The organism is Planococcus sp. TJ-301 (assembly GCF_058268475.1).
The window spans coordinates 2,085,066-2,107,384 of the sequence record NZ_JBZDOH010000001.1 but is presented as its reverse complement, the minus strand read 5'-3'; the positions used below and the strand labels follow the sequence as shown (position 1 = coordinate 2,107,384).

Below are 22,319 nucleotides of genomic sequence, written 5' to 3'. Positions count from 1 at the left end.
TTAATATCGATCCATTTTGTTCGATAAATGTTATTATGAGATATGGAGTTTATAAAAGGAAGTACGTACTTTAAAGTGCTATAGATACTTTTTAGTGCCTATGGGAGGACGGATCGATATGGCGAAGAAGTACAATATCTCGGTGGAAGCGACATTGGAAGTGATCGGAGGCAAATGGAAAACGGTGATTCTCTGCCATTTGACGCACGGCACCAAACGGACGAGCGAATTGCGCCGTCTGATGCCGAACATCACGCAAAAAATGCTGACACAGCAATTGCGCGAGCTGGAGGCGGATGGGGTCATCAACCGCATTGTCTATAACCAAGTGCCGCCGAAAGTCGAATACGAATTGAGCGAGTACGGCTGGAGCCTGCAGGGAATTCTGGATTCACTGTGCAATTGGGGCGAGATGCATATTGAAAGAGTCTACGGCGATAAATTCGAAGTTTTAGAAGAAGGCATCCTGAACGATCATTTGAAATAACCGTTATACACACTACTGAAAAAGAGCCAGTCCCCATAATTTGGGGAACTGGCTCTTTTTCTTATAACCGCTTCTGCGACATCGCTTGGCGCATATCCTGCAAAGCGCTTTTGCCTTCGTCTCCGCGGGCGATCATCAAGTTCGTATAAAGGGCATCGATCAAGCTGAGCTGGGCGATGCGGGAAGAGAGGGCTTCTGAACGGAAGTCGGTTTCCTCTGAAATGGTATAAAGGGCGATATCGGCATCCTTTGAAAGCGGTGATTTGGCAAAATTCGTTACACAAATGATCGTGACGCCTTTTTCTTTCAGCACGCGCAAAATATCAAGCACATCGGTCGTAGAACCGGAATGCGAAATGACGATGGCCACATCGCCTTTTAGTAATTGCGACGCTGCCATCAACTGCATATGGGAATCCAAGTTCATCGATACGAGCAGCCCGAGGCGGATGAACTTGTGATAGCCGTCCATGGCAATCATCGCAGAGCCGCCGCTGCCGAAAAACTCGGTTTTGCGGGCTTTCATGATGGCAAGTACAGCGCGTTCCATGGCGGCTGCATCAACAATCTGCAGCGTTTCTTCGAGCGTATTGATATTGGAGCGGAACACTTTTTCGGTGACGCTCCGCACGCTGTCGCCTTCTTCGATTTGTTCGTGGATGTCTTTCAGGGGCGCTACAACTTCGGCTGCGAGCGAAATTTTAAAAGCCTGAAAGCCTTTAAAGCCGATGCGCTGGCAGAAACGGAAAATGGTCGATTCCGCAAGGCCGAGTTCATCAGCAATCTGATTGATCGTCAGATGAATGATGTTTTTTGGGTCGTTCAAAACATAATCGGCGATTTTCTTCTCTTTATCACTGAACCGCTGGTAGCTTCCGCGGATGGCTGCCAGCGCAAATAGCTGCTCTCTCATAATGCGCCCCTCATTTCTCTATCCATTATTTCTCTTTATTATAGAATAACATGTTGCTTACGGAAAAATATTTGATACAATAAAATAAATACGGAAAAATATTCTTTTTTAATCAGGAGGTTTTATTATGCAAATCGGAGTTATTGGACTTGGCAAGATGGGCTTGAACCTTGCCTTGAACTTAGCAGACCATGGCCACGAAGTCGTCGGCTATGACAGCCATGCGGTAATTGAAGAAAGCGGTTTCACTAAAGTTTCCTCGATAAAAGAATTGGTCGGCAAGCTTTCAGCGCCGCGGACGGTTTGGCTGATGGTGCCAGCTGGGGAAATCACGGAATCGGTGATGGCGGAAGTGGCCGGATTGCTGGATACAGGCGATTCGATTATTGACGGCGGAAACTCGAATTACAAAGACAGTGTTCGACGCGCGGAAGAATTGAAAGCAGAAGGAATTTTCTTGTTTGACTGTGGCACAAGCGGCGGAACAGAAGGTGCGCGCCACGGCATTTGTTCGATGATCGGAGGCGATGCCGAGAAATTCAAAGACATCGAACCGTTATTCCAAGGTATTTCAGTGGAAGATGGCTATCTTTACACAGGTGAAGCGGGAAGCGGGCATTTCCTGAAAATGGTCCACAACGGCATCGAGTATGGCATGATGCAGTCGATTGCAGAAGGATTCGAAATCCTGAACAAAAGCAAATTCGACTTTGACTACGAAAAAGTGGCAGGCGTTTGGAACAATGGTTCCATTATTCGTTCTTACCTCATGGGGCTTACGCAAAACGCTTTCTCGAAAGACGAGAAATTAGAAGGCATCCGCGGCGTCATGAATTCATCCGGCGAAGGGAAATGGACAGTGGAAACTGCGCTGGACCTGAATGTTCCCGCACCGGTCATCACATTGTCATTGATGATGCGCTACCGTTCGCTTGAAGACGATACGTTTACGGGAAAAGTCGTGGCAGCATTGCGCAATGAATTCGGCGGGCACGCGGTCGAAAAGAAATAACATAAAATTATTTGAGGATGTACATTAAGGGGGAAACGAAATGTCAGGTTCAACATTGATCATGGTGGCGCTAGCCGGTATTTTTCTATTATTGTTTTTGGTTATCCGCACGAAATTGCACGCATTCGTAGCACTTTTGCTCGTCAGTTTACTGGTAGGTATCGCCGCTGGCATGCCGCTGGGTGAAGTTATCACGTCCATTCAAAACGGGATGGGCGGCACATTAGGCTTTGTCGCTGTCGTCGTCGGACTCGGCGCGATGTTCGGAAAAATGCTTGAAGTATCTGGCGGAGCAGAACGTTTGGCTGCTACGATGATCAACAAATTCGGTGAAGATAAAGCGCAATGGGCGCTTGGCATCACCGGCTTCATCGTTGCCATTCCGGTATTCTTCGATGTCGGTTTCATCATTTTAGTGCCGATCGTCTATGGTTTGGCCCGCAAAACAGGCAAATCGCTCTTGCATTACGGGATTCCGCTTTTAGCAGGTCTTGCTGTTACACATAGTTTCATCCCTCCAACACCAGGGCCGATTGCGGTCGCTCAACTGGTGAACGCTGAACTCGGATGGGTCATCTTATTTGGTACAATTGCAGGGATTCCAGCCATGATCTTGGCGGGACCTATATTCGGCCGCTACATCGGCAAAAAGATCCACCTTGAAATTCCAGATTATATGGAAATCGAAGAACGCGAATACGATAAGGATCTTCCAAGCTTCGGCATGATCACATCATTGATTCTTATCCCGCTTGTATTGATCTTGTTGAACACAGTATCATCAGTGCTGCTTGAAGAAGGCAATATCGTCCGGGACATCTTCGTCTTTCTTGGACATCCGTTCGTTGCTTTGACAATCGCTACGTTGTTGACATTCTACTTATTGGGCACAAAACGCGGCTATTCGCGCCAAGAAGTACAGGACATTGCGACGAAATCGCTTGAACCTGCCGGAATCATCATCCTTGTTACAGGCGCCGGCGGTGTCTTCAAGCAGGTGTTGATCGACTCTGGCGTCGGTGAAGTATTGGGCGACATGATGGGCGACTCGGCATTGCCGCCAATCGTCCTGGCGTTCCTGATCGCGGCAGCTGTCCGCGTAGCACAAGGTTCTGCAACTGTTGCCATGGTAACAGCCGCTGGCCTGATCACACCGCTGCTTGAAATGGTCGGCATGACAGGGCCGGCGCTCGGCCTGATCGTTATCGCCATAGCTTCAGGGGCAACCGTACTTTCACACGTCAACGACTCCGGCTTCTGGCTGGTCAACCGCTACTTCGGCATGGACGTCAAAGACACCTTAAGATCCTGGACGGTCATGGAAACCATCATCGGCCTAACAGGATTCACCGTAGTCTTGATAATCAGCTTCTTTATCTAATAAAACGGGAAAAGCTAAATTATACTTAAATGGTAAGATAGATGATACCGATATTCCGCAAAACAGCTGCGAAGGTATCGACCCAAGAATTGGGGAGGTACCTTCGCGACGAAGCACGAAGTGCTGCAGGAGCACATGTTTTTTGCCGCGGGCGGGCGCCAAGCCTCCTCACTCGCTTCGCTCCTTGCGGGGTCTCGGCTGTCTCGTCGCTGCGCTGCCCCGCAGGCAAGACTTACCCGAAGCCTGCGAGGGCAAGTCTTTGCGACGAAGTGCGCAGCACTGCAACGCACTTTAATGTCTCGAAGCTAGCGCAGCGATGCAACGGTTTTTCATGTCCCGAAGCTAGCGAAGCGTTGCAGGGACAGAGACAGGAGCAGTACGTTTTTCTCCGCTGTTTTGCTTCATATCTGGAGTACAGTAACAACTGAAAAAAATGTATCTTTAAAGTACTTCGAAAAAGAAATGTTTTGTTATTAAGAGAGAACTTTGAATGAAGCGGAAGGCGGCGACTCCAGCGGGAGCAGCGAAGCGACCTGAGCTGAAGGCCCCGCAGGAGCGTTAGCGACGAGGAGACTGAAGCCAGGCCCGCGGAACGCGTCCGCCGGAAGCGAAATGAAAAGAGCTTACGAGAATTTCTCAACAACCTGAAAAGAAAAAGGACCAACTCCTTTTTCTTTTTCTTGTATCTAAAGGAGGGCTAGCATGCCTGATCAATCGTATTATTTGGGTGTAGATATTGGAACGACATCGACGAAAGCCGTGCTGTTCGATAAAAAAGGCACGGTTGTGGAATGTGAGACAGTCCTTTATCCGCTTCATACCCCGAATCAGCTGGTGGCGGAACAGGACCCGGAAGAGATTTTCCGCGCGGTCCTGACATCTGTGCGGGAGACGCTGCGCAAAAGCGCAATCCCCGCGCAATCGCTGGCGCTGGTATCGTTCAGTGCAGCGATGCACAGTCTGATCGCCATCGGCAAGAACGGCGAATTGCTGACGCAGAGCATTACCTGGGCAGATACCAGGAGCGCGCAGTATGCCAAAAAAATCAAAGAAGAAATGGATGGCCATGAGATTTACTTGCGCACCGGAACGCCAATCCATGCCATGTCGCCGCTGTCGAAGCTCGTGTGGCTAAAATCGGAGGAACCTGCGATATTCGAAGGGGCCGAAAAATTCATCGGCATCAAAGAATATGTCTTTCATAAACTGTTCGGCGAATACATCATCGACCATTCACTTGCTTCTGCAACCGGCTTGTTCAACCTGCAGAATCTTGATTGGGATGAGGGGGCGCTCGGCGTCGCCGGCATTACCACTGAAAAACTCTCCCGTCCAGTGCCGACCACCCATGTGCAGACTGGGCTTTCTCCGGAATACGCAACGTTCATGGGCATTCGCCAAAATGTACCTTTCGTCATCGGTGCCAGCGACGGCGTGCTGTCGAATCTCGGCGTCAATGCCATTGAACCGGGTGTCATTGCAGTGACAATCGGCACGAGCGGTGCCATCCGCACGGTTTCGCCGGTGCCGAAAACGGATCCAAAAGGACGGACATTCTGCTACGTCTTGACAGAAGACCATTGGGTCGTTGGCGGTCCGGTCAATAATGGCGGAATCGTCCTGCGCTGGCTGCGGGATGAATTCGCAACTTCTGAGACGGAAACGGCGAAACGCCTCGGCATCGATCCGTACGACGTCCTGACGAATATCGCTTCAAATGTTAATACAGGTGCTGATGGCTTGCTGTTCCTGCCATATCTGACAGGGGAGCGTGCTCCCTTGTGGGATGCCAATGCCCGCGGCTCGTTCTTCGGATTGAGCATCCACCACAAAAAACAGCATATGATCCGAGCGGTGCTCGAAGGAATCGTCTTTAATCTCTATACGGTGCTGCTCGCTGTCGAAGAACTGACAGGAGAGCCGGCGCGCATCCAGGCATCGGGCGGCTTTGCACGCTCTGAAATGTGGCGCCAGCTCATGGCAGATGTTTTCGACAAGCCCGTCATTATCCCAGAAAGCTTTGAAAGCTCTTGTCTTGGGGCGATCGTCCTTGGCATGTACGCAATCGGCGAGATTGAAGATTTCAGCATTGTGTCTGACATGATCGGAGAAACGCATACCCATTCTCCAGACCCGGAAGCGTCTGCGATTTACCGCGAACTCTTGCCGATTTACATCCGCTTGTCGCGGCTTTTGAAAGATGAATACGAAAGCATCTCAGATTTCCAGCGCAAACACATACACTGATGGCCTTTAACACGAATCTTCTATCATAAAACCCGCAGCCTTGTCCTGGCTGCGGGTTTTTCTGAACTTTTATCTGGAATAATTTTTCCATTAAACTTCAATAAACTACTTTAATAAAATGTCTTTTCAAGGTAAACTAAAGAAAAAACTAAAATAGATAAAAATAACTACTCTTTTTTAATTTAGATAGGAAGTGTGGGCTATGCCGAATAGCAGCTTAGAGCTCTTAAAACGGGAAGTATCCGACAAAAGGGCTGAAGGGAAATACCGTGAAACCATTGAAAAAGGTTATATTTTACTGGAACAGGCAAAGAGGAGCGGCGATTCGAAGGCCATGCTGGCGGCTTACTTAAATATAGCCGCATCGTATTATTTCATTGGCGATATCGAAGAAGCCTTTAGGTGTATTGAGTCCTATAGGGAAGTATGCGACGACCAAGGCGACGAGTCGGATCATTTAAATTTATATCATGTGCTGTTTCTCTTATATGAATACACTAAAGACTACCCACGGGCAAAAGAAACTTTGCGGAAAACCATCCGGACCGGCCAACAATTACAAAAGCATAAGCTCATCCCTGTGGCGTATGGCAATATGAGTCATGTTTACTTGATGGAACAGCGGTTTGCAGAAGCATTAGAAGCTGCCAACAAAGCGCTGGATTATGCTGAACAGAGCGGAGCATTAAAGCCGATTCGCTGGATGAGGATTAAGATGAACGTCATCAAAGCCCAAATCGGCTTAGGAAATTTCAAGGATTCCGGCGAAGGGCTCGATGAATTATTGAATGACCCGATGCTTGATGATTATATGCCGGAAAAATCGCAATGCTTCAGTATCCAAGGCGCTTGGTACGCTGAACAGAAGCGTTATAAAGAAGCTTTTGCGGCATACACTTCCGCAAAAGAGTCGGCAGAAAGCTATAAAGACATGCAATTACTGCAAAGCATTGAAAAAGAGCGCTGCCGTTTATGCGAATTGATGGAAGATATCCAATTGGGCTACGCTGTTCAGAAGCAATATATCCAATTGCTCAACGAAGTCCATCACAGTGAGTTGGCGCTTGCCGCGTTAAAGCTTGATATCAAGCACAATATCGTCGAGTACGAACGAAAAGCCAATACGGATTATCTGACAGGGTTGTATAACCGCAGCTACATAGAAATAACCACAAACAAATGGCTCAAGCAAGCGGCCGCGGCACATGAAAAAATATTGTGCCTTGCTTTCGACATTGACGATTTCAAATCCATCAATGACAGCAATGGCCATCTATTCGGAGATGAGGCCATCAAATTGGTCAGCCAAGCCTGCTCAAAAGTGTTCCGGGAAGAAGATTTGATCGGCCGCTATGGAGGGGATGAATTCGTCATCTTGATCCAAGGAGGTTCGCTGGAAATCGGCGAGAAAAAGGCAATGCAACTCCAGGAGGCGTTGGGTGCCATTGAATTTGAGGGCGAGTCGGCAACTAGGCCGCTAACCATCAGCATCGGCATCTCTGATAACTTGAATGGCAAGGTCAAGAGCTTTAAAGAGTTATTCCACATGGCGGATACTTGCCTATACAAAGCAAAGCAGAATGGAAAAAATCAGATTGTCCTTGCGTAAAGGCAGAATGCCGCGTCATTTACCATTACATCACGTCTCTAACTCAGCGTGATGTTTTCTTTCTCTTCAATTTATCAGAAAACATATTTAATTTAGAGAAAGCTTCTGCTAATATGAAGAGAGTTGATCGCGATAAGCAAGATACAAGCAAGTGTTGTTGTGTGAAAGAATAGAGCCGGCTTTGATGCCGGCTTTTTGAGAGGACTTTTCTGCTGGCTTCCTTGTAGCGGACATCAGCTTTATCGAGAGGGGAAAAGAAAATGGACAGGCGTTTGTATGCAATGTGGTGGACAGCAGCATTTTTAGTCGTTGCTGGCATCATTCTGAGTCTATCCAGTACAGCTTTCGGCCAGGCGCGCGCGAGTGGATGGTTGAACCGCCAGTACGACAGCGTCGGCGATGGAGAAACTTATCAATTGATCATGGAAACCAATACGCTTGTTTTTGTTGTTTTTGGCAGCATCTTGTTCGGGGCAGGGATTTTGCTGGCGCTCGTCAGCATGGGGCTGCATATTTTCGCAGCCAAGCCGAAGCAAACAACAGAGCTTGATGAACCATTCACGGAAGCAGAAATACATTAATCTGGGAAAGGCTGAGGCAGATGGCGCATATCTTTTTAACTTCAAAAGGTTTTTTTACAGAATCAGTAAAAGATGATTTTCTGCAGCTTGTTGACGGCCGGATTGCTGCTCTAAAAGCAGCCATTATCACGACTGCTTCTTCGAAAAAGGAAAAAAATCCATTTGCCGTAAAAACAAAAGAAGATTTTCTGGAGATGGGTCTTATGACGGTGGATTTCCTGGACATTGAATTTGAAGATGCCCGAAATTTATTGGGATACGATGTGTTTTACATATGCGGAGGCAATCCGTTCCGCTTGCTGCGCGAGTTAAAAGAAAGCGCAGCGGAGGGGGTCATTGAAGAACTGATGGGACGCGACGCCATTTTCATAGGAGTCAGCGCCGGAGCCATGATTTTCGGTCCCCACATCGAAATCGTCAATAGCTTTACACCATCGATGAATACCGTGAACTTAAAAGACTTAAAGGCATTGGGCATTTTTCCAAAACCCATTTTCCCGCATTACGGCCGGGAAGATAAATTTCCCGACAGTGCCGGTAAAACGGTGGAACAGCGGATTGCTGAATTCGAAGCGGTACATAATCTGCAAGTACAGCGGCTGACTGACAGCGATGTCCTGTTGATAGAAAGGTGATTATTTGTGGAAACAACTGAAAGTATTTTTATCCGAGTTTTTAAAGACAGCGACTTTCCGGCTATCCAGCGCATGAACGAATCGGAAGGATGGACAAACCTTGCATCGAAGCCGGACATCGTGAAAGCTGCATGGCAGCATTCGAATGTGGCGTTCGTTGCAGTACAGCAAGGAGAAATTATTGGCTGCATGCGCGGGCTGACAGACCAATTCATCACGCTGTATATCTGTGAATTGCTGATTGCTGAGAATCGCCGAGGTGAAGGCCTTGGCAAAGCATTATTAGCGCATGTCCACGCGCTTTATCCGGAGACGCGCCTGGAAATGCTGGCAAGCAGCACGTCGCAAAGCTATTACCAAGCGCATGGCTACCGCCCATTTTACGGCTTTCGTAAAACGTTCAATGAATAACAGGGTCTATGTAAGCTCAACAGACGGACGGAAAAGGGGAATCCTCCCATTCCGCTCCGTTTTTATTTTGTCTGAAAAGGGGGTATAATTCAGAAAAGCGCAGTTGGCGGAACATGGATGGGGAATAAGTATGAGCCATTTTAAATTATATATGATCCTGGTGGCAGTGATGTTCGCCTGGGGTATGAATGTGCCGGTCATGAAATACCTGACGGCGCAGATGGGGCCGGTGACGATGACGTCGCTGCGCATTTTCCTTGCAGGGGTCATGGTCTTTGCGATTCTTTCGGTTTTCAAGCTTGTCCGAAAGCCGACGAAAGCGGAATGGCCGTTCATCGCAGTGGGAGCGCTGCTCAATGTCGTTATCCATCATTACCTGATTTCCGTAGGAATTTCACTGACGAGCGGAACGAACTCAGGTTTGATCATTGGCTCGAGCCCGATCATGACAGCAGTCTTGAGTTTGCTGCTGCTGCGGCTGACGCCAACAAAATGGCAATGGCTCGGATTCGTCCTGGGCTTTATCGGAGTCGCTGCCACTGTACTGGCAGGCAACGCGCAGGCAAGCACAGCTTCTGCTGGAGATTTATACATATTGCTCGCTATGGTGGCACAAGTGATGAGCTTCATGGTCATCAGCAAGGCATCACGAACACTGGATCCCCGTTTGTTGACGGCGTATATGTTCATCATCGGCTCCGCGGGGATTTTCCTGATCAGCTTGGTGATGGAACCAGGCGAATGGCGCGCCTTCGCGGACATGGATGCCACGTTTTGGCTGATGCTCTTTGGTTCTGGAATCATTGCGACGGCAATTGGGCATATGCTCTATAACCACGTTCTCGGGAAAGTGGGGCCTTCAAAAGCCGCTATCTTCATTAATTTAAACACTTTTTTCGCGCTTCTTGGTTCGGCTGCATTCTTGGGTGAAACCATTACAGGCTATCATCTGATCGGCTTTGTCGTCATCGTTTTTGGCGTGTTATTAGGTTCAGGTGCGGCGGAAGAGCTATGGCGCATGAAAATCAGATCATCGAAAAGCCAGCATTAAACCGTTCCCAAGGAGCGGTATTTTTGTTTCACGTGGAACGCCTAATCCACCGACATTTCTATAGGCCGAGCAGGTTCGTTGACGCTGCTTCAAAAGGGTGGTAAGTTATATTTATCTACTTACTAAAAGTAAGTGAATTACAAGGAGGCTACACGATGGCAATTGCTGCAGAATCATCCCTATATAAGGTAATGAAAGAAAGAAAATCAGTGCGCGTTTACGACCCTAGCTTCAAAATATCGACAGAGGAAATCGAGGAGCTATTGACCATGGCGACGAGCGCTCCTTCATCGAGCAACTTGCAAGCATGGAATTTTATCGTTATCCAAGACCAGGAAGTAAAAAAAGAGCTGCGTGCCATTGCCAATAACCAAGCGCAGGTCGAAGATTCTTCGGCGATTATTGCGGTACTCGGCAACATTGACGCGTACAAGAATGTTGAAAAAATCTATACACAAAATGTCGAGGAAGGCCATATCGACGAAGCGATCAAAGAACGCACGATTGCCAATACGTACAAGGTTTATCCGAATGCCCCGGTCGAAGCACGCATGAATATCGCTTCTTATGATGCAGGCCTTGTGTCGATGCAGCTGATGCTGCTTGCCAAAGAACGCGGATATGACACGATTCCGATGGGCGGATTCGACAAAGTGAAGTTTGCCGAACATTTCAGCCTGCCGGAACATCTTTTCCCGATTGTCTTGATTGCCATCGGCAAAGCAGCGGCTCCAGCTTTTGGAACTTCCCGGCTGCCACTGGAAGACGTTGTGCGCTTCATCTAGAATTTTGGTTTTCAGGCCGTCGAGAAACTCTCGGCGGTCTATTTTTTTTGCGTTTTCCGAGGGCAGGCAGTGTTTTGAGTTGAAAAGGCAGGAGTGCCGGGCCTCTACGGCGAAATGGAATAGGAGAAGAAAAGGGGGATGCACATGGGATTTACAGCATTGGAAACAGAACGGCTCCAGCTTGCTGAAATTGGACAGCAGCATAAAGAGTGTATTTATAGTATCTTTTCGCATGACGATGTGATGCAGTATTATGGAACTGATAAATTTACGGATCCGGAGCAAGCCGCCGCAATCATTCAGTCATTCAGTAAAGGGTTCGACAGCGGCATGGCGACTCGCTGGGGAATCATCTTGAAAGAAAGTGGTGAACTTGTCGGCACCATCGGCATCCATAACTGGAACAAGCGCGTGGGAAAAGCGGAAATCGGCTATGAATTGCATCCGGATCATTGGCGCAAAGGCATTGCGAAAGAGGCGGTCCATGCAGTATTGGACCATTCTTTCAATGAGTTGGGGATCTTTCGGATGGGCGCGGTCGTTTTTCCGGAGAATGAGGTTTCTCTTGGCATGTTGGAAAAGATCGGGTTCCAGAAAGAGGGGCTGCTGCGCGCTTATTTGCATCAAGGCGGGCGCCCGCACGATAGCTTCATGCTTTCTTTATTGAAAACAGAATGGAAGGTGTAGGATGAAACAGATTATTGCAATGGGCGGCGGCGGGTTCTTGATGGAACCTGAAAATCCGTTGCTCGACAAGTACATATTGGCGCAATCACCGAAGGGGAACCCTAAAATCTGCTTTATCCCGACAGCTAGTGGAGATTCGGATAAAGCCATCAACCAATTCTATGATTTTTTCGGCAATCAAGCATGTGTTCCATCCCATCTGTCGCTGTTCAAGCCGCCGGCAAGGGATTTGGAAGCGTTTGTGCTGGATAAAGACATCATCTATGTAGGCGGAGGCAACACCAAAAATCTGCTGGTGCTTTGGAAGGAATGGGGGCTGGATGTGATTCTCCGCAAAGCCTGGGAGCAAGGCATCGTCCTCTCGGGAATCAGTGCCGGTTCGCTTTGCTGGTTTGAAGATGGCGTGACGGATTCATATGGCGATAAGCTGGAGCCGATCCAGCCGCTCGGTTTTCTGGCAGGCAGCAATTGCCCTCATTATGACGGCGAGGAAGAACGGCGTCCGGCTTATCAGCAATTGGTAGCGTCGAAAGCAGTTAAAGGCGGAGTGGCGGCAGATGATGGAGTAGCACTTCATTACATCGGACAGGAATTGGTGCGGGCTGTCAGCTCACGACCTTCTGCTAAAGCATACCGTGTGGAGTACAAAGGAGAGCTGAAAGAAACGGAATTGCCGGTGGAATTTCTAGGGGAGGGCTGACCCATGAAGAGCAGAATAGAGTCGCCTGACAAGGTGCTCCAGACCGAGCGCCTCGACATGCGCATGTACCGGGATGAGGATTTTGAATTTCTCTGTTCGCTTCTTGGTGATCCGCGGGTAGTTCGCTTTATCGGCGACGGTGAAATCCGAAACCGCAGCCAAGCTTACGAATTTCTTTATTGGATTTACCGTTCATACAAAGAAGCGCCGGAAACCGGTTTGCGGCTGCTGGTACGGCGTGAAGACGGAATAGCGGTCGGGCATGCCGGTTTGGTCCGGCAGACGGTTGACGGGGCCGAAGAACTCGAAATCGGCTATTGGATCGCCCCGCAATATTGGGGGTTGGGCTATGCCAAGGAAGCGGCTGCGTCAATCCGCGATTATGGCATCAAAGGGTTGGGAAGTAAACGGTTTGTGTCGTTGATCCAGCCTGAAAATAGCGCTTCCCGAAAAGTGGCGGAATCGATTGGCATGAGCTTTGAGAAAGCAGTGGCCATGGGCAGCAAGGAAGTTTTTGTGTACTCGTTGGATGTGTCAGAAATGGGAAATCAGGAAACTATTCGTAAACGGAATTAAAGGAAGAATTCTGAAATCTGAAGGTCCCCACTCAATTCAGCTTTCTGCTATAGTGGAAATAAGGGCAGTATCCTAATCGAACTGCACCGGTTTCACCTGGAAGACCACAAACAAATAAGTTCGCCTTGATCTTTAAACGACAGGGACGGAGAAAACCAACTGCTCATTTCCTGCCCTCCTGTCCATTTTCATAACAGGAGGGCTTTTAATCGGTTTTCTCCCCGAAAGGAGAGAAAAGTAAATGAAGAATACAGCATCGTTATTGAAAATGAAAAAAGAGGGCGAGAAAATCGCCATGCTGACGGCATATGACTATCCATCGGCCAAACTTGCGGAAGAAGCTGGAGTCGAAGTGATTCTAGTGGGCGACTCACTGGGCATGGTCGTGCTAGGCTACGATTCAACGGTTAAAGTGACGATTGAAGATATGATCCACCACGGTAAAGCTGCTCGTCGCGGCGCACGCGACACATTCCTGGTAGTCGACATGCCATTCGGCTCGTTTCATGGCGATCTTCACCAGACGCTCCAGAATGCCATCCGGATTTTCCAGGAAACAGGAGCGGAAGCGCTGAAACTCGAAGGTGCAGATGAAGTGGTGGATGTCATGCGGCTAATGACGCGCACCGGCATCCCTGTTGTGGCGCATCTTGGGCTATTGCCGCAGACGGCGGGTGTTTTGGGCGGCTTTAAAGTGCAAGGCAAGACTGCGCATGCCGCGCAAAAACTGATTGAAGACGCGAAAGCGTGCGAGGCTGCGGGAGCCTGTCTGCTCGTTCTCGAATGCATTCCATATCAGCTAGCCCGCGAAGTAACTGCGGCTGTCTCGATTCCAGTCATTGGCATCGGGGCAGGGGCCGACACCGATGGCCAAGTGCTTGTCTATCACGATACCTTGAAATACGGTTCGCACCATTTGCCGAAATTCGTCCGTTCATACGCGGAAACCGGCGAAATGATGAAAAACGGCTTAAGTGCCTATGTTGCGGAAGTCAAAGCCGGGGTGTTCCCGGCAGAAGAACATCGCTTCACGATGAAAGAAGAAGAACTGCAGCAATTATACGGCGACAAATAAAAAAAGCGTGTATGTGCCCCTTTAATATATGCGCTTTTGAACTTGGATTGTGGCGTGACGCTGTTTTGTTAGTACCGGTTAAATTTCAAACAGTTCATGTTGACGAACGGTTAATGCATGTTGATTTTCAGCCAATGTATGTTAAATCCGAGTTAACGCCTTTCAAAGAATTTTTAATGCCTGTTAACGAAACAGAATTCTAACACACTGAAGCGCAATGAAAAGGATTGAGTTAATACACTCAAACAAAAAAGCCTGCCCCGAAAGGGACAGGCTTTACTTTATTTATCGGATATAAGGTGATGGGTTAACTGCGTTTGAGCGCGCACCGTTCCAAGATCCAATATGGATTTCAAAGTGAAGGTGAGGACCGGTCGAGCGTCCTGTGCTTCCCATTGCTCCAATGAATTGGCCTTGTGAAACAGCTTGCCCAACAGATACGCCTACAGAATTCATGTGTGCATACGCTGTTGCGTACGAGCGCCCGTTAATCGAGTGCGTCAGGATGACTACGTTGCCGTAGCCGCCCATGTTGCCGGCGAATGATACATAGCCGCCGGCTGCAGCAACGATCGGTGTACCAGTTGCGTTTGCGATATCAAGCCCCAAGTGGGATTCAGCTCCTGCACCGATATCACGTCCACCGTACCCTGATGTAAATCTGCCAGCGGCCGGTTTGATGAAGTTCGCGCTGCCTACTGCAGGCGCTGGTGCTGATGCATATGAAACAGCTGGTGTTGAGCTTTTCGCTGAAGCTGCCGCCGAAGCTGCTGCTTTTGCTGCTGCCGCCGCAGCCTGGGCTTTACGCGCTGCCGCTTCTTCGCGTTGGCGCTTCAACTCAGCTTCTCTTGCCAATTTGGCAAGGCGAGCTTGTTCTTTTTCAATTTTAGATGCGAGACCTGCACCAATAGTCATTTGCTTATCGTGTTCCGATTCCAAAGACGATTTCTCTTTAGCTAATCGCGCTTGTTCCCTTTTCAGGTCCGCTTCAAGCTGGGCCTGCTCTTTTTTCTGGCCGTCCAGTGAAGCTTTCAACTGGACAAGTTCAGCTTTGCGCTGCTCCTGCTCCGCCAATTTCGTTTCTACTTGAGCTTTTTGCTCAGCAAGCAGCTTTTTGTCAGCTGCTTGTTCACGCATGATTTCACGGTCAGCTTCGATTAACGTATTTACTGCTGAAAAACGGTCAATAAAATCAACAAAGCTGTTTGCGCCAAGCAATACATCTACGTAATCTACAGATCCGCCGCTCATTTGAATAGCGCGGGCACGTTCTTGCAATAATTCAGTACGCTCATCGATTTTGCGCTGCAATTCTACGATAGAAGCCTGCAATGCATCGATTTCAGTTTTGGTTTGGTCGATTTGAGCTTGGACATCGGAGATTTTAGCTTCAGTTTCCTGAACTTTTTTGTCCAATTCCATAATTTTTCTCATAATTGTTTCAAGTTTTGTCTCATTTTCCGCGATTTCGTTAGCTTTCTCACGGATCCCAGAGTTCAACTCGCTTTGCTTTTGCTGCACTTCCTGTTGTTTGCTTTTTAGCTCTCCCAATGAATCTGCATTAGCTGCAGGTATGAAAATCGATAGAGCCAACACTGCGGCAGTTGCGCCGGCAGTAAGTTTAGATAGTAAATTCACTTCTTGTTTCCCCTCTCTCATTTCCTCGTGTCTATAGGTAAAAGAATAATCATCTATATTAAAAAAGTAAAAATCTATGATAAAAACCGCTCTAAAAAAGCCAGCAGAAGTATTGTACCATCATAAGGCCTAAATTTTTATTACAATTGCGTATCAAATGTTTTAGGAAAGTATGACAAGGGTAAGAAGAAAAGTTATACCTTTTTGAGAACAATAAAAAAACTCCTTCTTAAAATAAATAAAGAAGGAGTTTTTTAAATATTCAAATGTTATTCTGAAATTGCATCTTCTGATCTTACAATCAGTACGTCTACTTTTGCAGTTCGTACAATCCGTTCAGAAACACTGCCGAGGAAGATGCGTTCCGCAGCACTTACGCCTGTTGCGCCACAGATGATCAAATCCGCTTTCAGGCGGCTAGCAATTTCTCCTGGAATTTTCGCTTTGGCATTGCCCAATTCAACAACAATATTGATGTTCTGGACGCCGTCAGTTACGGCTTCTTTTTTATATTGCTCCAGCAATTCATGCGCGGATGCTGTAGCTTTATCTGCGAACTCACGCCCATATGCTTCAAGTGAGCCGAATGAGGTGTCGATGATGCTGACCAAGTTCAACGTAGCATTGTTTCTGGCTGCAATTGCCACCGATTTTTTAAAAGCCATTTCGGCTTCCTTCGAGCCGTCTATGGCTACAAGAATATTATGGTATTTCAATGTCATAATGAATTCCTCCTTCTCTGTCTTAACTAATCTTCGCTAAACAGAGGTGCAGTTCCTGCTTATTAAACAAGGTTTTATGCAGAATGTGTCAAGGAGGAAACGCATCTTCAAACAGCAAGCGATGTCAGAAAATTCAGTTCGAAAAAAATGGGTAATTATGTTATGCTAGCAGCAATAGATTAGGGAAAAGGCCGGCCGACAAGGGGGCGTGTTTTTTGGAAGAACGAATGATGGAAGGGAATTTGACTTCTCAATTGACGGAGCTTCATACAATCCGCCACAGCATTAAGGAATATAAAAAAGGGGCTTATCTTTTTCAAGAAGGCGATGCCATCAAAGGCGTCTATATTGTGCAAGCGGGAAAAGTCCAAATTGGAAAAGTGACGCCGAACGGCCGTGAACTGACACTGCGCATTTGCGGGCCCGACCAATTGGTGGGAGAAGTGACCGTTTTTTCGAATCGTTCTATTTATATGCTGGATGCGAAGGCGCTAGAAGATGTTGTCTGCATGAAATTTGCCATTGAAGACTTGGAAGAGGCACTGCTGGAAAACGCCAAACTGGCTGCTGCTTTCATGAGATGGATGGGAGTCGACCAGCAGAAAACACAGACCAAGTTCCGTGATTTAATGCTGCACGGCAAAAAAGGGGCGCTTTACTCCACACTTATTAGGCTCAGCAATAGCTACGGCTTGCCAAAAGATGACGGTGTGCTAGTCGATATGGTTTTGACAAATCAGGAACTGGCGAATTTCTGCGGCATGACGCGGGAAGTAGTCAACCGCATGCTAAATGACTTGAAGAAAAAACAAAAAGTGTCTTTGGTGGAAGGAAAGATATTGATCCATGACATTTCATTTCTAAAAGATGAAATCAATTGCGAAAATTGCCCGATTTCATTCTGCAAGATCGATTGACCATAGTTAACTAGTTCCTCAATGAAACGTTGCCAATATGGAGTACCAAAAAATACTTAAGGGCCCCCGGCTTATTGTTGTGCAGACGACGATAGACGGGGGTGTTTTAATGTGTTCATCTTATAACCACTGCGATGCAGCATTTCTGACGTGAAAAAAACAGAATTTTCTCCATACTTTCTCGATAGTTTCAATTTATATTGAAGAGACAAAAATCAGTATCCACGGTGAAAAAATCTTTCCAAGAGGTGAAACCGAATGGCAAAGCATGGAGAACACCACCGTCCTGAGCAGCATTCTATGGACCAGCACGACATTTCAAAGATGCAGCCGCACAGCGAACCGGCCAGCCACCCCAAAAAAACGCAGCCAGAGCATGGCAATAACGGGCATCATGCCCACCAAGGACACGGCGACATGGTGGAAGACTTCAAGAAACGCTTCTATCTATCGTTGATCCTTACCGTCCCGATTTTGGCATTGTCTCCAATGATTCAGCATTTCATGGGAGTCGATTGGCGCTTCGACAACGATCTCTATATTTTATTCGCGTTATCATCTATCGTCTTCTTTTACGGCGGTTGGCCATTTTTGATTGGCGGAATCAATGAACTGAAAGAAAAGAATCCCGGCATGATGACCTTGATTGCGTTGGCCATCACAATTGCCTACAGCTACAGCACCGTCGTGGTCTTTGGATGGGCAGGCAACCAGCTGTTCTGGGAGCTGGCGACACTCGTCGTCATCATGCTACTAGGGCATTGGATTGAAATGCGTTCGATTTTGGGCGCTTCCAATGCATTGGAGCAGCTCGTTAAGCTGATGCCGAGTGAAGCACATCAATTGGACGAACATGGCCAAGTCCAAGACGTGCCATTAGCTGAAATCCGAAACCATGATCGGGTGCTGGTCAAACCGGGCGAAAAGATACCAGTTGACGGGTTGATTATGGAAGGAAAATCAACTGTAGATGAATCGATGCTCACAGGGGAATCCATTCCGATTGATAAAGTGGCAGGTGAAGAAGTCATTGGGGGTTCGGTGAACAAGGAAGGCTCGCTGGTCATTCGAGTGGAAAAGACGGGGGAAGATTCTTATTTATCCCAAGTGATCAAGATGGTTAAAGAAGCGCAGGAATCCCAATCCAGAACACAGGATTTAACGAATCGCGCCGCTAAATGGCTTTTTTACCTGGCGTTGGCTGCAGGAATTGTGACGCTGTCCGCTTGGCTGGCACTGGGGTATGCGTTTGACATCGCAATTGAACGGATGGTGACTGTCATGGTCATTGCGTGTCCCCATGCGTTAGGGTTGGCAGCACCGCTGGTTGTTGCGGTATCAACTTCTATTTCTGCAAAACAAGGACTGCTGATCCGGAACCGGGCAGATTTCGAAGGAGCGCGGAATTTAGATGCCGTCGTATTTGATAAGACTGGTACTCTGACGCAAGGGGAGTTTGGCGTCACAGATATTGTGCCAGCCGGCAATTATACCGATGAAGAAGTCTTGCAGCTGGCTGCGGCAATCGAACAGAACTCGGAGCATCCGATTGCCACGGGCATCGTGAATTCCGCCAAAGCAAAAGGGCTGTCGATCGGAAAAGTGAGGGATTTTAGATCGATTACCGGAAAAGGAATCCAAGGAAGACTGGACGGCCAGATAGTTAATGTCGTCAGCCCTGGTTATGTGAACAATAATGGGCTTAGCTATAATAAAGAGAAGTTTAATCGGTTGTCGGAAGAAGGAAAAACAGTGGTCTTCGTGCTCGTGGAGGAAGAGCTAGCGGGTATGGTCGCCCTGGCAGATATCGTCCGTGATACGGCCAGAGAAGCAGTGTCCGCATTAAAAGAAAAAGGTATTCATTCAATCATGCTGACAGGCGACAACCAGAAAGTGGCGGACTGGGTAGCGAAACAAGTGGGCATCAACGAAGTATACGCGGAGGTGCTGCCGAACGACAAAGCCCAGCAAATTCAGCGGATCAAAGACAGTGGGCGAAGAGTTGCGATGACTGGAGATGGCGTTAACGATGCACCCGCACTGGCGACAGCCGATCTGGGAATTGCTATCGGTGCGGGTACGGACGTGGCGATGGAGACTGCCGATGTGATACTCATCAGAAGCAATCCGAACGATGTGGTTGCGCTGATCGATCTTTCGAAAAAGACATATCGGAAACTGGTACAGAATTTATGGTGGGCGACCGGCTATAATATTGTCGCAATCCCTTTGGCAGCAGGGATTCTAGCTCCATGGGGGATTATCATCAGCCCGGCAATTGGTGCTGTCTTTATGAGTTTAAGCACGGTGATTGTCGCAATTAACGCTCAGCTTTTGAAGGCTTAGTGAAAGTGAATTGACACACTAGGTTTATTTCCAAATAAGTGGAACGCTTTGTCTTCCTGTTGCGTATACAAAGGTATAGCAGCTTTTCGGCAACAGGAAAACAAAGGGGGAGACGGTTTTGAAAAGATTTCTATATTATTTCATCTGGACATTAGTGATCGGATTTGTTCTGTACGCGGGGATGCAGTTTCAGCAACAGGTAGCTGAAAGAGCACAAATGACATTTAATCCTTTTCTGCTGCAAACATACATCGCGCTGTTTCCTGTAGTTATGGGTTTGCTGATCCGCACACCCAAATTCATTCTGCAAATGAAAAAAAGAAATCCTTGGAAATTTGACTGGGTTATCTTTGCTGCGATTGGATTGCCAGCACTTTATATTGTATTAATGACTTTCGTGCCCTTCTCGCCAATAGGTGAAGGGTGGCTTCGCATTCCTGATATTATTTACTCGGGCGGAACGACTGTCCCGACGATTGCAGGCTTAGTTTTTGGATTTATGGTATTGGATGGATTCAAGGATACAGGCTCTGTAAGATCTAAAGAGAGTTTGTGAGAGAAAATGCTCCCCATCTTTAAATATACTTGACGTTCAGTTCGATTGTATTGGTGCTTAGAAAATCAGCTTATAGCCTCAAAAACCGACTTTCCTTGCAACCCAGGGATGGCCGGTTTCTTTGTTCAATTCATCCTCTTCGAATCAAACGCTTTGACATATCGAATAAAGCCGATATAAGATAGGCGCATGGATAATTTAAATGTTTTAGATGTTTTCAAAGCGTTGTCAAATGAAACCCGTCTTAATATTTTGAAATGGCTCAGAGAACCGGAAAAGAATTTCCCGGCACAGCAAGCGCATCTGCCGAAGGAGGTAAGCATCGAGGGCGGCGTTTGTGTAGGGGATATTCAAGAAAAGGTGAATTTATCTCAATCGACCGTTTCCCATTATTTGTCGCTCATGCAAAAAGCAGGTTTGCTGGAAGCAGTGCGCTACGGGCAATGGACTTATTACAGACGAAATGAAGAGACATTGGCGAAAGTTGCTAAATTCATCAACGAAGAAATTTAACGCAGCGCCGTGTCTTTTTTTTGATTTCCCATATCGATATTTTTAGATATATCTATATGAATGTGATCCACATTCGAACTTATTGGAAGAATGTTCTTCCACAAGATTTAAAGAAGAAATAGGAGTGAGTTTTTCATGGACACAGCAGTAAAAAAAGAGTCGTTAAGCACGAAACAGAAAATATTAGCTTTTACATTAACACTTTTAACATTTGTCATGGGGACGAGTGAATTTGTAATCGTTGGCCTTCTGACTGAAGTTTCGTCAGATTTAAATATTAGCCTTGCTGTGGCGGGCACCTTGGTATCGGGCTTTGCCATTGCTTATGCAATCGGGACGCCTATAGTTACAGTGTACGTCAGCCGCTTCCCGAAATATCCGCTGATGCTGATTTTGATTTCTTTGTTCATTATCGGTAATGTCATCAGCGCTTTATCGAGCACATATGAGCTTTTGATCTTTTCCCGGGTTATTACGGCTGTAGTCAGTGGTGTATTGGTTGCGCTGTCGATGAGCATTGCCAGCGACATCATGCCGGAAAGCAAGAAAGGTCCCATTATCGCTTTGATTTTTGCCGGATTCACAATTTCCAACGTCATTGGCGTCCCTTTGGGCACGTTAATTGGGCAGCTGGGCAATTGGCAGCTGACGTTCTGGTTCACCACGCTTTTAGGGGTGATTAGTTTGATCATGGCGATCTTTATCCTGCCGAGAAAGCTGAAAGTACAAAAAGGATCGGCTAAGGAACAGCTAAGCTTGCTTGCCAATCCGCGGATGATTCTGGCATTCTTTATCCCGACATTTTCAATTGCCGGAACTTACACGATTTATACGTATATCACGCCAATACTTGAAGAAGGCTTGGGGATTGCGACAAGCTACGTGAGCGTGATTTTATTGGCATACGGCGCATTTTCAATCCTCAGCAATGTACTGGCAGGGAAAATAGCCAGCCACAATGGTGTAAGCAAACTTCGCTATGTGTTTATTGTCCAAGCAGTTATTTTAGGCTCTTTATACTTTACAATGGGATCCACGCTTGCCGGACTCGTCAGCCTAATGGCAATGGCGGTCATGATTTATGCCATGAATGCAACGATCCAAATGTATTTAATGAACTTGGCAACAGTGTATTCACCTGGGGCCAAAGATTTTGCGTCGTCCTTAACCCCAGTAGCGGTTAATATCGGCATTGCGCTGGGTGCCACGCTTGGCGGATATGTGGTCGCGAACGGAGGGTATGTCCATCTTTCGTGGGTCGGCGGCTTAAGCGCATTGATCGCTTCAGGCTTAGCATTTATCAGTTACCGAATGGATGCGAAAGAAGATTTCGCGGGTTCTGGCGTAGAAGAAGGCTTTGAAGTATAAAGTTTGTATTTATATAGAAGAATCAGGAGAGGAGAAACTTGTTGTAAAGTTTCTCCTCTCCTTTTATTGTGAATACATTTTTCCAAAATCAATTCGAACTATTTATTGA

General features: G+C 47.3%; 22 protein-coding genes. 19 read left to right on the top strand and 3 right to left on the bottom strand.

Going from position 1 to position 22,319, the window contains the following annotated elements:
• The first annotated feature begins 118 nt into the window (after positions 1 to 118).
• Positions 119 to 487 carry a winged helix-turn-helix transcriptional regulator gene (locus tag AC4EHJ_RS10280; protein WP_490975466.1) on the top strand — a complete coding sequence of 123 codons (369 nt, stop codon included), beginning with the start codon at positions 119 to 121 and terminating at the stop codon, positions 485 to 487.
• 61 nt (positions 488 to 548) lie between these two features.
• On the opposite strand, the gene AC4EHJ_RS10275 is transcribed toward AC4EHJ_RS10280, so the two are convergent.
• Complete coding sequence (locus AC4EHJ_RS10275) at positions 549 to 1,400, bottom strand: MurR/RpiR family transcriptional regulator (protein ID WP_490975465.1); 852 nt, start codon at positions 1,398 to 1,400, stop codon at positions 549 to 551.
• Between the two features lie 127 nt (positions 1,401 to 1,527).
• Here AC4EHJ_RS10275 and gnd point away from each other — a divergent pair, with 127 nt between their 5' ends.
• The 13 genes from gnd (at position 1,528) to panB (ending at position 14,150) form a co-directional block, all read left to right on the top strand.
• Positions 1,528 to 2,412, top strand: a complete 885-nt coding sequence (gene gnd, locus AC4EHJ_RS10270; protein WP_490975464.1) for a phosphogluconate dehydrogenase (NAD(+)-dependent, decarboxylating) — start codon at positions 1,528 to 1,530, stop codon at positions 2,410 to 2,412.
• A gap of 40 nt (positions 2,413 to 2,452) precedes the next feature.
• Positions 2,453 to 3,793, top strand: coding sequence for a GntT/GntP/DsdX family permease (locus tag AC4EHJ_RS10265; RefSeq protein ID WP_490975463.1), 1,341 nt, complete (start codon positions 2,453 to 2,455; stop codon positions 3,791 to 3,793).
• Positions 3,794 to 4,495: 702 nt separating this feature from the next.
• Positions 4,496 to 6,040, top strand: coding sequence for a gluconokinase (gntK, locus tag AC4EHJ_RS10260; RefSeq protein ID WP_490975462.1), 1,545 nt, complete (start codon positions 4,496 to 4,498; stop codon positions 6,038 to 6,040).
• A gap of 202 nt (positions 6,041 to 6,242) precedes the next feature.
• Positions 6,243 to 7,649, top strand: a complete 1,407-nt coding sequence (locus AC4EHJ_RS10255) for a GGDEF domain-containing protein (protein WP_490975461.1) — start codon at positions 6,243 to 6,245, stop codon at positions 7,647 to 7,649.
• A gap of 260 nt (positions 7,650 to 7,909) precedes the next feature.
• Positions 7,910 to 8,230, top strand: coding sequence for a hypothetical protein (locus AC4EHJ_RS10250; protein ID WP_490975460.1), 321 nt, complete (start codon positions 7,910 to 7,912; stop codon positions 8,228 to 8,230).
• A 20-nt stretch (positions 8,231 to 8,250) separates the two neighbouring features.
• A complete protein-coding gene (locus tag AC4EHJ_RS10245) occupies positions 8,251 to 8,865 on the top strand; it encodes a Type 1 glutamine amidotransferase-like domain-containing protein (protein ID WP_490975459.1) in 615 nt (204 codons plus the stop codon).
• 6 nt (positions 8,866 to 8,871) lie between these two features.
• A complete protein-coding gene (locus tag AC4EHJ_RS10240; protein WP_490975458.1) occupies positions 8,872 to 9,276 on the top strand; it encodes a GNAT family N-acetyltransferase in 405 nt (134 codons plus the stop codon).
• A 130-nt stretch (positions 9,277 to 9,406) separates the two neighbouring features.
• Complete coding sequence (locus AC4EHJ_RS10235; protein ID WP_490975457.1) at positions 9,407 to 10,327, top strand: DMT family transporter; 921 nt, start codon at positions 9,407 to 9,409, stop codon at positions 10,325 to 10,327.
• Positions 10,328 to 10,482: 155 nt separating this feature from the next.
• Positions 10,483 to 11,112 carry a nitroreductase family protein gene (locus AC4EHJ_RS10230; protein ID WP_490975456.1) on the top strand — a complete coding sequence of 210 codons (630 nt, stop codon included), beginning with the start codon at positions 10,483 to 10,485 and terminating at the stop codon, positions 11,110 to 11,112.
• A gap of 144 nt (positions 11,113 to 11,256) precedes the next feature.
• Positions 11,257 to 11,799, top strand: coding sequence for a GNAT family N-acetyltransferase (locus AC4EHJ_RS10225; protein WP_490975455.1), 543 nt, complete (start codon positions 11,257 to 11,259; stop codon positions 11,797 to 11,799).
• Between the two features lies 1 nt (position 11,800).
• Positions 11,801 to 12,499 carry a Type 1 glutamine amidotransferase-like domain-containing protein gene (locus AC4EHJ_RS10220; RefSeq protein ID WP_490975454.1) on the top strand — a complete coding sequence of 233 codons (699 nt, stop codon included), beginning with the start codon at positions 11,801 to 11,803 and terminating at the stop codon, positions 12,497 to 12,499.
• Between the two features lie 3 nt (positions 12,500 to 12,502).
• Positions 12,503 to 13,075 carry a GNAT family N-acetyltransferase gene (locus AC4EHJ_RS10215; protein ID WP_490975453.1) on the top strand — a complete coding sequence of 191 codons (573 nt, stop codon included), beginning with the start codon at positions 12,503 to 12,505 and terminating at the stop codon, positions 13,073 to 13,075.
• Positions 13,076 to 13,316: 241 nt separating this feature from the next.
• Entirely contained in the window at positions 13,317 to 14,150 is an 834-nt protein-coding gene (panB, locus tag AC4EHJ_RS10210) for a 3-methyl-2-oxobutanoate hydroxymethyltransferase (RefSeq protein WP_490975452.1), read from the top strand.
• Between the two features lie 285 nt (positions 14,151 to 14,435).
• On the opposite strand, the gene AC4EHJ_RS10205 is transcribed toward panB, so the two are convergent.
• Complete coding sequence (locus AC4EHJ_RS10205) at positions 14,436 to 15,788, bottom strand: murein hydrolase activator EnvC family protein (RefSeq protein ID WP_490975451.1); 1,353 nt, start codon at positions 15,786 to 15,788, stop codon at positions 14,436 to 14,438.
• Positions 15,789 to 16,057: 269 nt separating this feature from the next.
• On the bottom strand, positions 16,058 to 16,510 hold the full coding sequence (locus AC4EHJ_RS10200) for a universal stress protein (protein WP_490975450.1): 453 nt from the start codon (positions 16,508 to 16,510) through the stop codon (positions 16,058 to 16,060).
• Between the two features lie 230 nt (positions 16,511 to 16,740).
• On the opposite strand from AC4EHJ_RS10200, the gene AC4EHJ_RS10195 reads away from it, so the two are divergent.
• The 5 genes from AC4EHJ_RS10195 (at position 16,741) to AC4EHJ_RS10175 (ending at position 22,210) form a co-directional block, all read left to right on the top strand.
• Positions 16,741 to 17,427, top strand: coding sequence for a Crp/Fnr family transcriptional regulator (locus AC4EHJ_RS10195; protein ID WP_490975652.1), 687 nt, complete (start codon positions 16,741 to 16,743; stop codon positions 17,425 to 17,427).
• A gap of 258 nt (positions 17,428 to 17,685) precedes the next feature.
• Complete coding sequence (locus AC4EHJ_RS10190; RefSeq protein WP_490975449.1) at positions 17,686 to 19,773, top strand: heavy metal translocating P-type ATPase; 2,088 nt, start codon at positions 17,686 to 17,688, stop codon at positions 19,771 to 19,773.
• Positions 19,774 to 19,891: 118 nt separating this feature from the next.
• On the top strand, positions 19,892 to 20,329 hold the full coding sequence (locus AC4EHJ_RS10185) for a hypothetical protein (protein ID WP_490975448.1): 438 nt from the start codon (positions 19,892 to 19,894) through the stop codon (positions 20,327 to 20,329).
• Positions 20,330 to 20,518: 189 nt separating this feature from the next.
• Positions 20,519 to 20,842: an ArsR/SmtB family transcription factor gene (locus AC4EHJ_RS10180; protein ID WP_490975447.1), complete on the top strand. Its 324-nt coding sequence runs from the start codon at positions 20,519 to 20,521 to the stop codon at positions 20,840 to 20,842.
• Positions 20,843 to 20,977: 135 nt separating this feature from the next.
• On the top strand, positions 20,978 to 22,210 hold the full coding sequence (locus AC4EHJ_RS10175; protein ID WP_490975446.1) for an MFS transporter: 1,233 nt from the start codon (positions 20,978 to 20,980) through the stop codon (positions 22,208 to 22,210).
• Positions 22,211 to 22,319: the final 109 nt, after the last annotated feature.

What these genes read in the sequence shown, in the direction of transcription:
- AC4EHJ_RS10280 (WP_490975466.1), top strand. Translation starts at nt 119, where the DNA reads ATGGCGAAGAAGTACAATATCTCGGTGGAAGCGACATTGGAAGTGATC.
- AC4EHJ_RS10275 (WP_490975465.1), bottom strand. Translation starts at nt 1,400, where the DNA reads ATGAGAGAGCAGCTATTTGCGCTGGCAGCCATCCGCGGAAGCTACCAG.
- gnd (WP_490975464.1), top strand. Translation starts at nt 1,528, where the DNA reads ATGCAAATCGGAGTTATTGGACTTGGCAAGATGGGCTTGAACCTTGCC.
- AC4EHJ_RS10265 (WP_490975463.1), top strand. Translation starts at nt 2,453, where the DNA reads ATGTCAGGTTCAACATTGATCATGGTGGCGCTAGCCGGTATTTTTCTA.
- gntK (WP_490975462.1), top strand. Translation starts at nt 4,496, where the DNA reads ATGCCTGATCAATCGTATTATTTGGGTGTAGATATTGGAACGACATCG.
- AC4EHJ_RS10255 (WP_490975461.1), top strand. Translation starts at nt 6,243, where the DNA reads ATGCCGAATAGCAGCTTAGAGCTCTTAAAACGGGAAGTATCCGACAAA.
- AC4EHJ_RS10250 (WP_490975460.1), top strand. Translation starts at nt 7,910, where the DNA reads ATGGACAGGCGTTTGTATGCAATGTGGTGGACAGCAGCATTTTTAGTC.
- AC4EHJ_RS10245 (WP_490975459.1), top strand. Translation starts at nt 8,251, where the DNA reads ATGGCGCATATCTTTTTAACTTCAAAAGGTTTTTTTACAGAATCAGTA.
- AC4EHJ_RS10235 (WP_490975457.1), top strand. Translation starts at nt 9,407, where the DNA reads ATGAGCCATTTTAAATTATATATGATCCTGGTGGCAGTGATGTTCGCC.
- AC4EHJ_RS10230 (WP_490975456.1), top strand. Translation starts at nt 10,483, where the DNA reads ATGGCAATTGCTGCAGAATCATCCCTATATAAGGTAATGAAAGAAAGA.
- AC4EHJ_RS10225 (WP_490975455.1), top strand. Translation starts at nt 11,257, where the DNA reads ATGGGATTTACAGCATTGGAAACAGAACGGCTCCAGCTTGCTGAAATT.
- AC4EHJ_RS10220 (WP_490975454.1), top strand. Translation starts at nt 11,801, where the DNA reads ATGAAACAGATTATTGCAATGGGCGGCGGCGGGTTCTTGATGGAACCT.
- AC4EHJ_RS10215 (WP_490975453.1), top strand. Translation starts at nt 12,503, where the DNA reads ATGAAGAGCAGAATAGAGTCGCCTGACAAGGTGCTCCAGACCGAGCGC.
- panB (WP_490975452.1), top strand. Translation starts at nt 13,317, where the DNA reads ATGAAGAATACAGCATCGTTATTGAAAATGAAAAAAGAGGGCGAGAAA.
- AC4EHJ_RS10200 (WP_490975450.1), bottom strand. Translation starts at nt 16,510, where the DNA reads ATGACATTGAAATACCATAATATTCTTGTAGCCATAGACGGCTCGAAG.
- AC4EHJ_RS10195 (WP_490975652.1), top strand. Translation starts at nt 16,741, where the DNA reads ATGGAAGGGAATTTGACTTCTCAATTGACGGAGCTTCATACAATCCGC.
- AC4EHJ_RS10190 (WP_490975449.1), top strand. Translation starts at nt 17,686, where the DNA reads ATGGCAAAGCATGGAGAACACCACCGTCCTGAGCAGCATTCTATGGAC.
- AC4EHJ_RS10180 (WP_490975447.1), top strand. Translation starts at nt 20,519, where the DNA reads ATGGATAATTTAAATGTTTTAGATGTTTTCAAAGCGTTGTCAAATGAA.
- AC4EHJ_RS10175 (WP_490975446.1), top strand. Translation starts at nt 20,978, where the DNA reads ATGGACACAGCAGTAAAAAAAGAGTCGTTAAGCACGAAACAGAAAATA.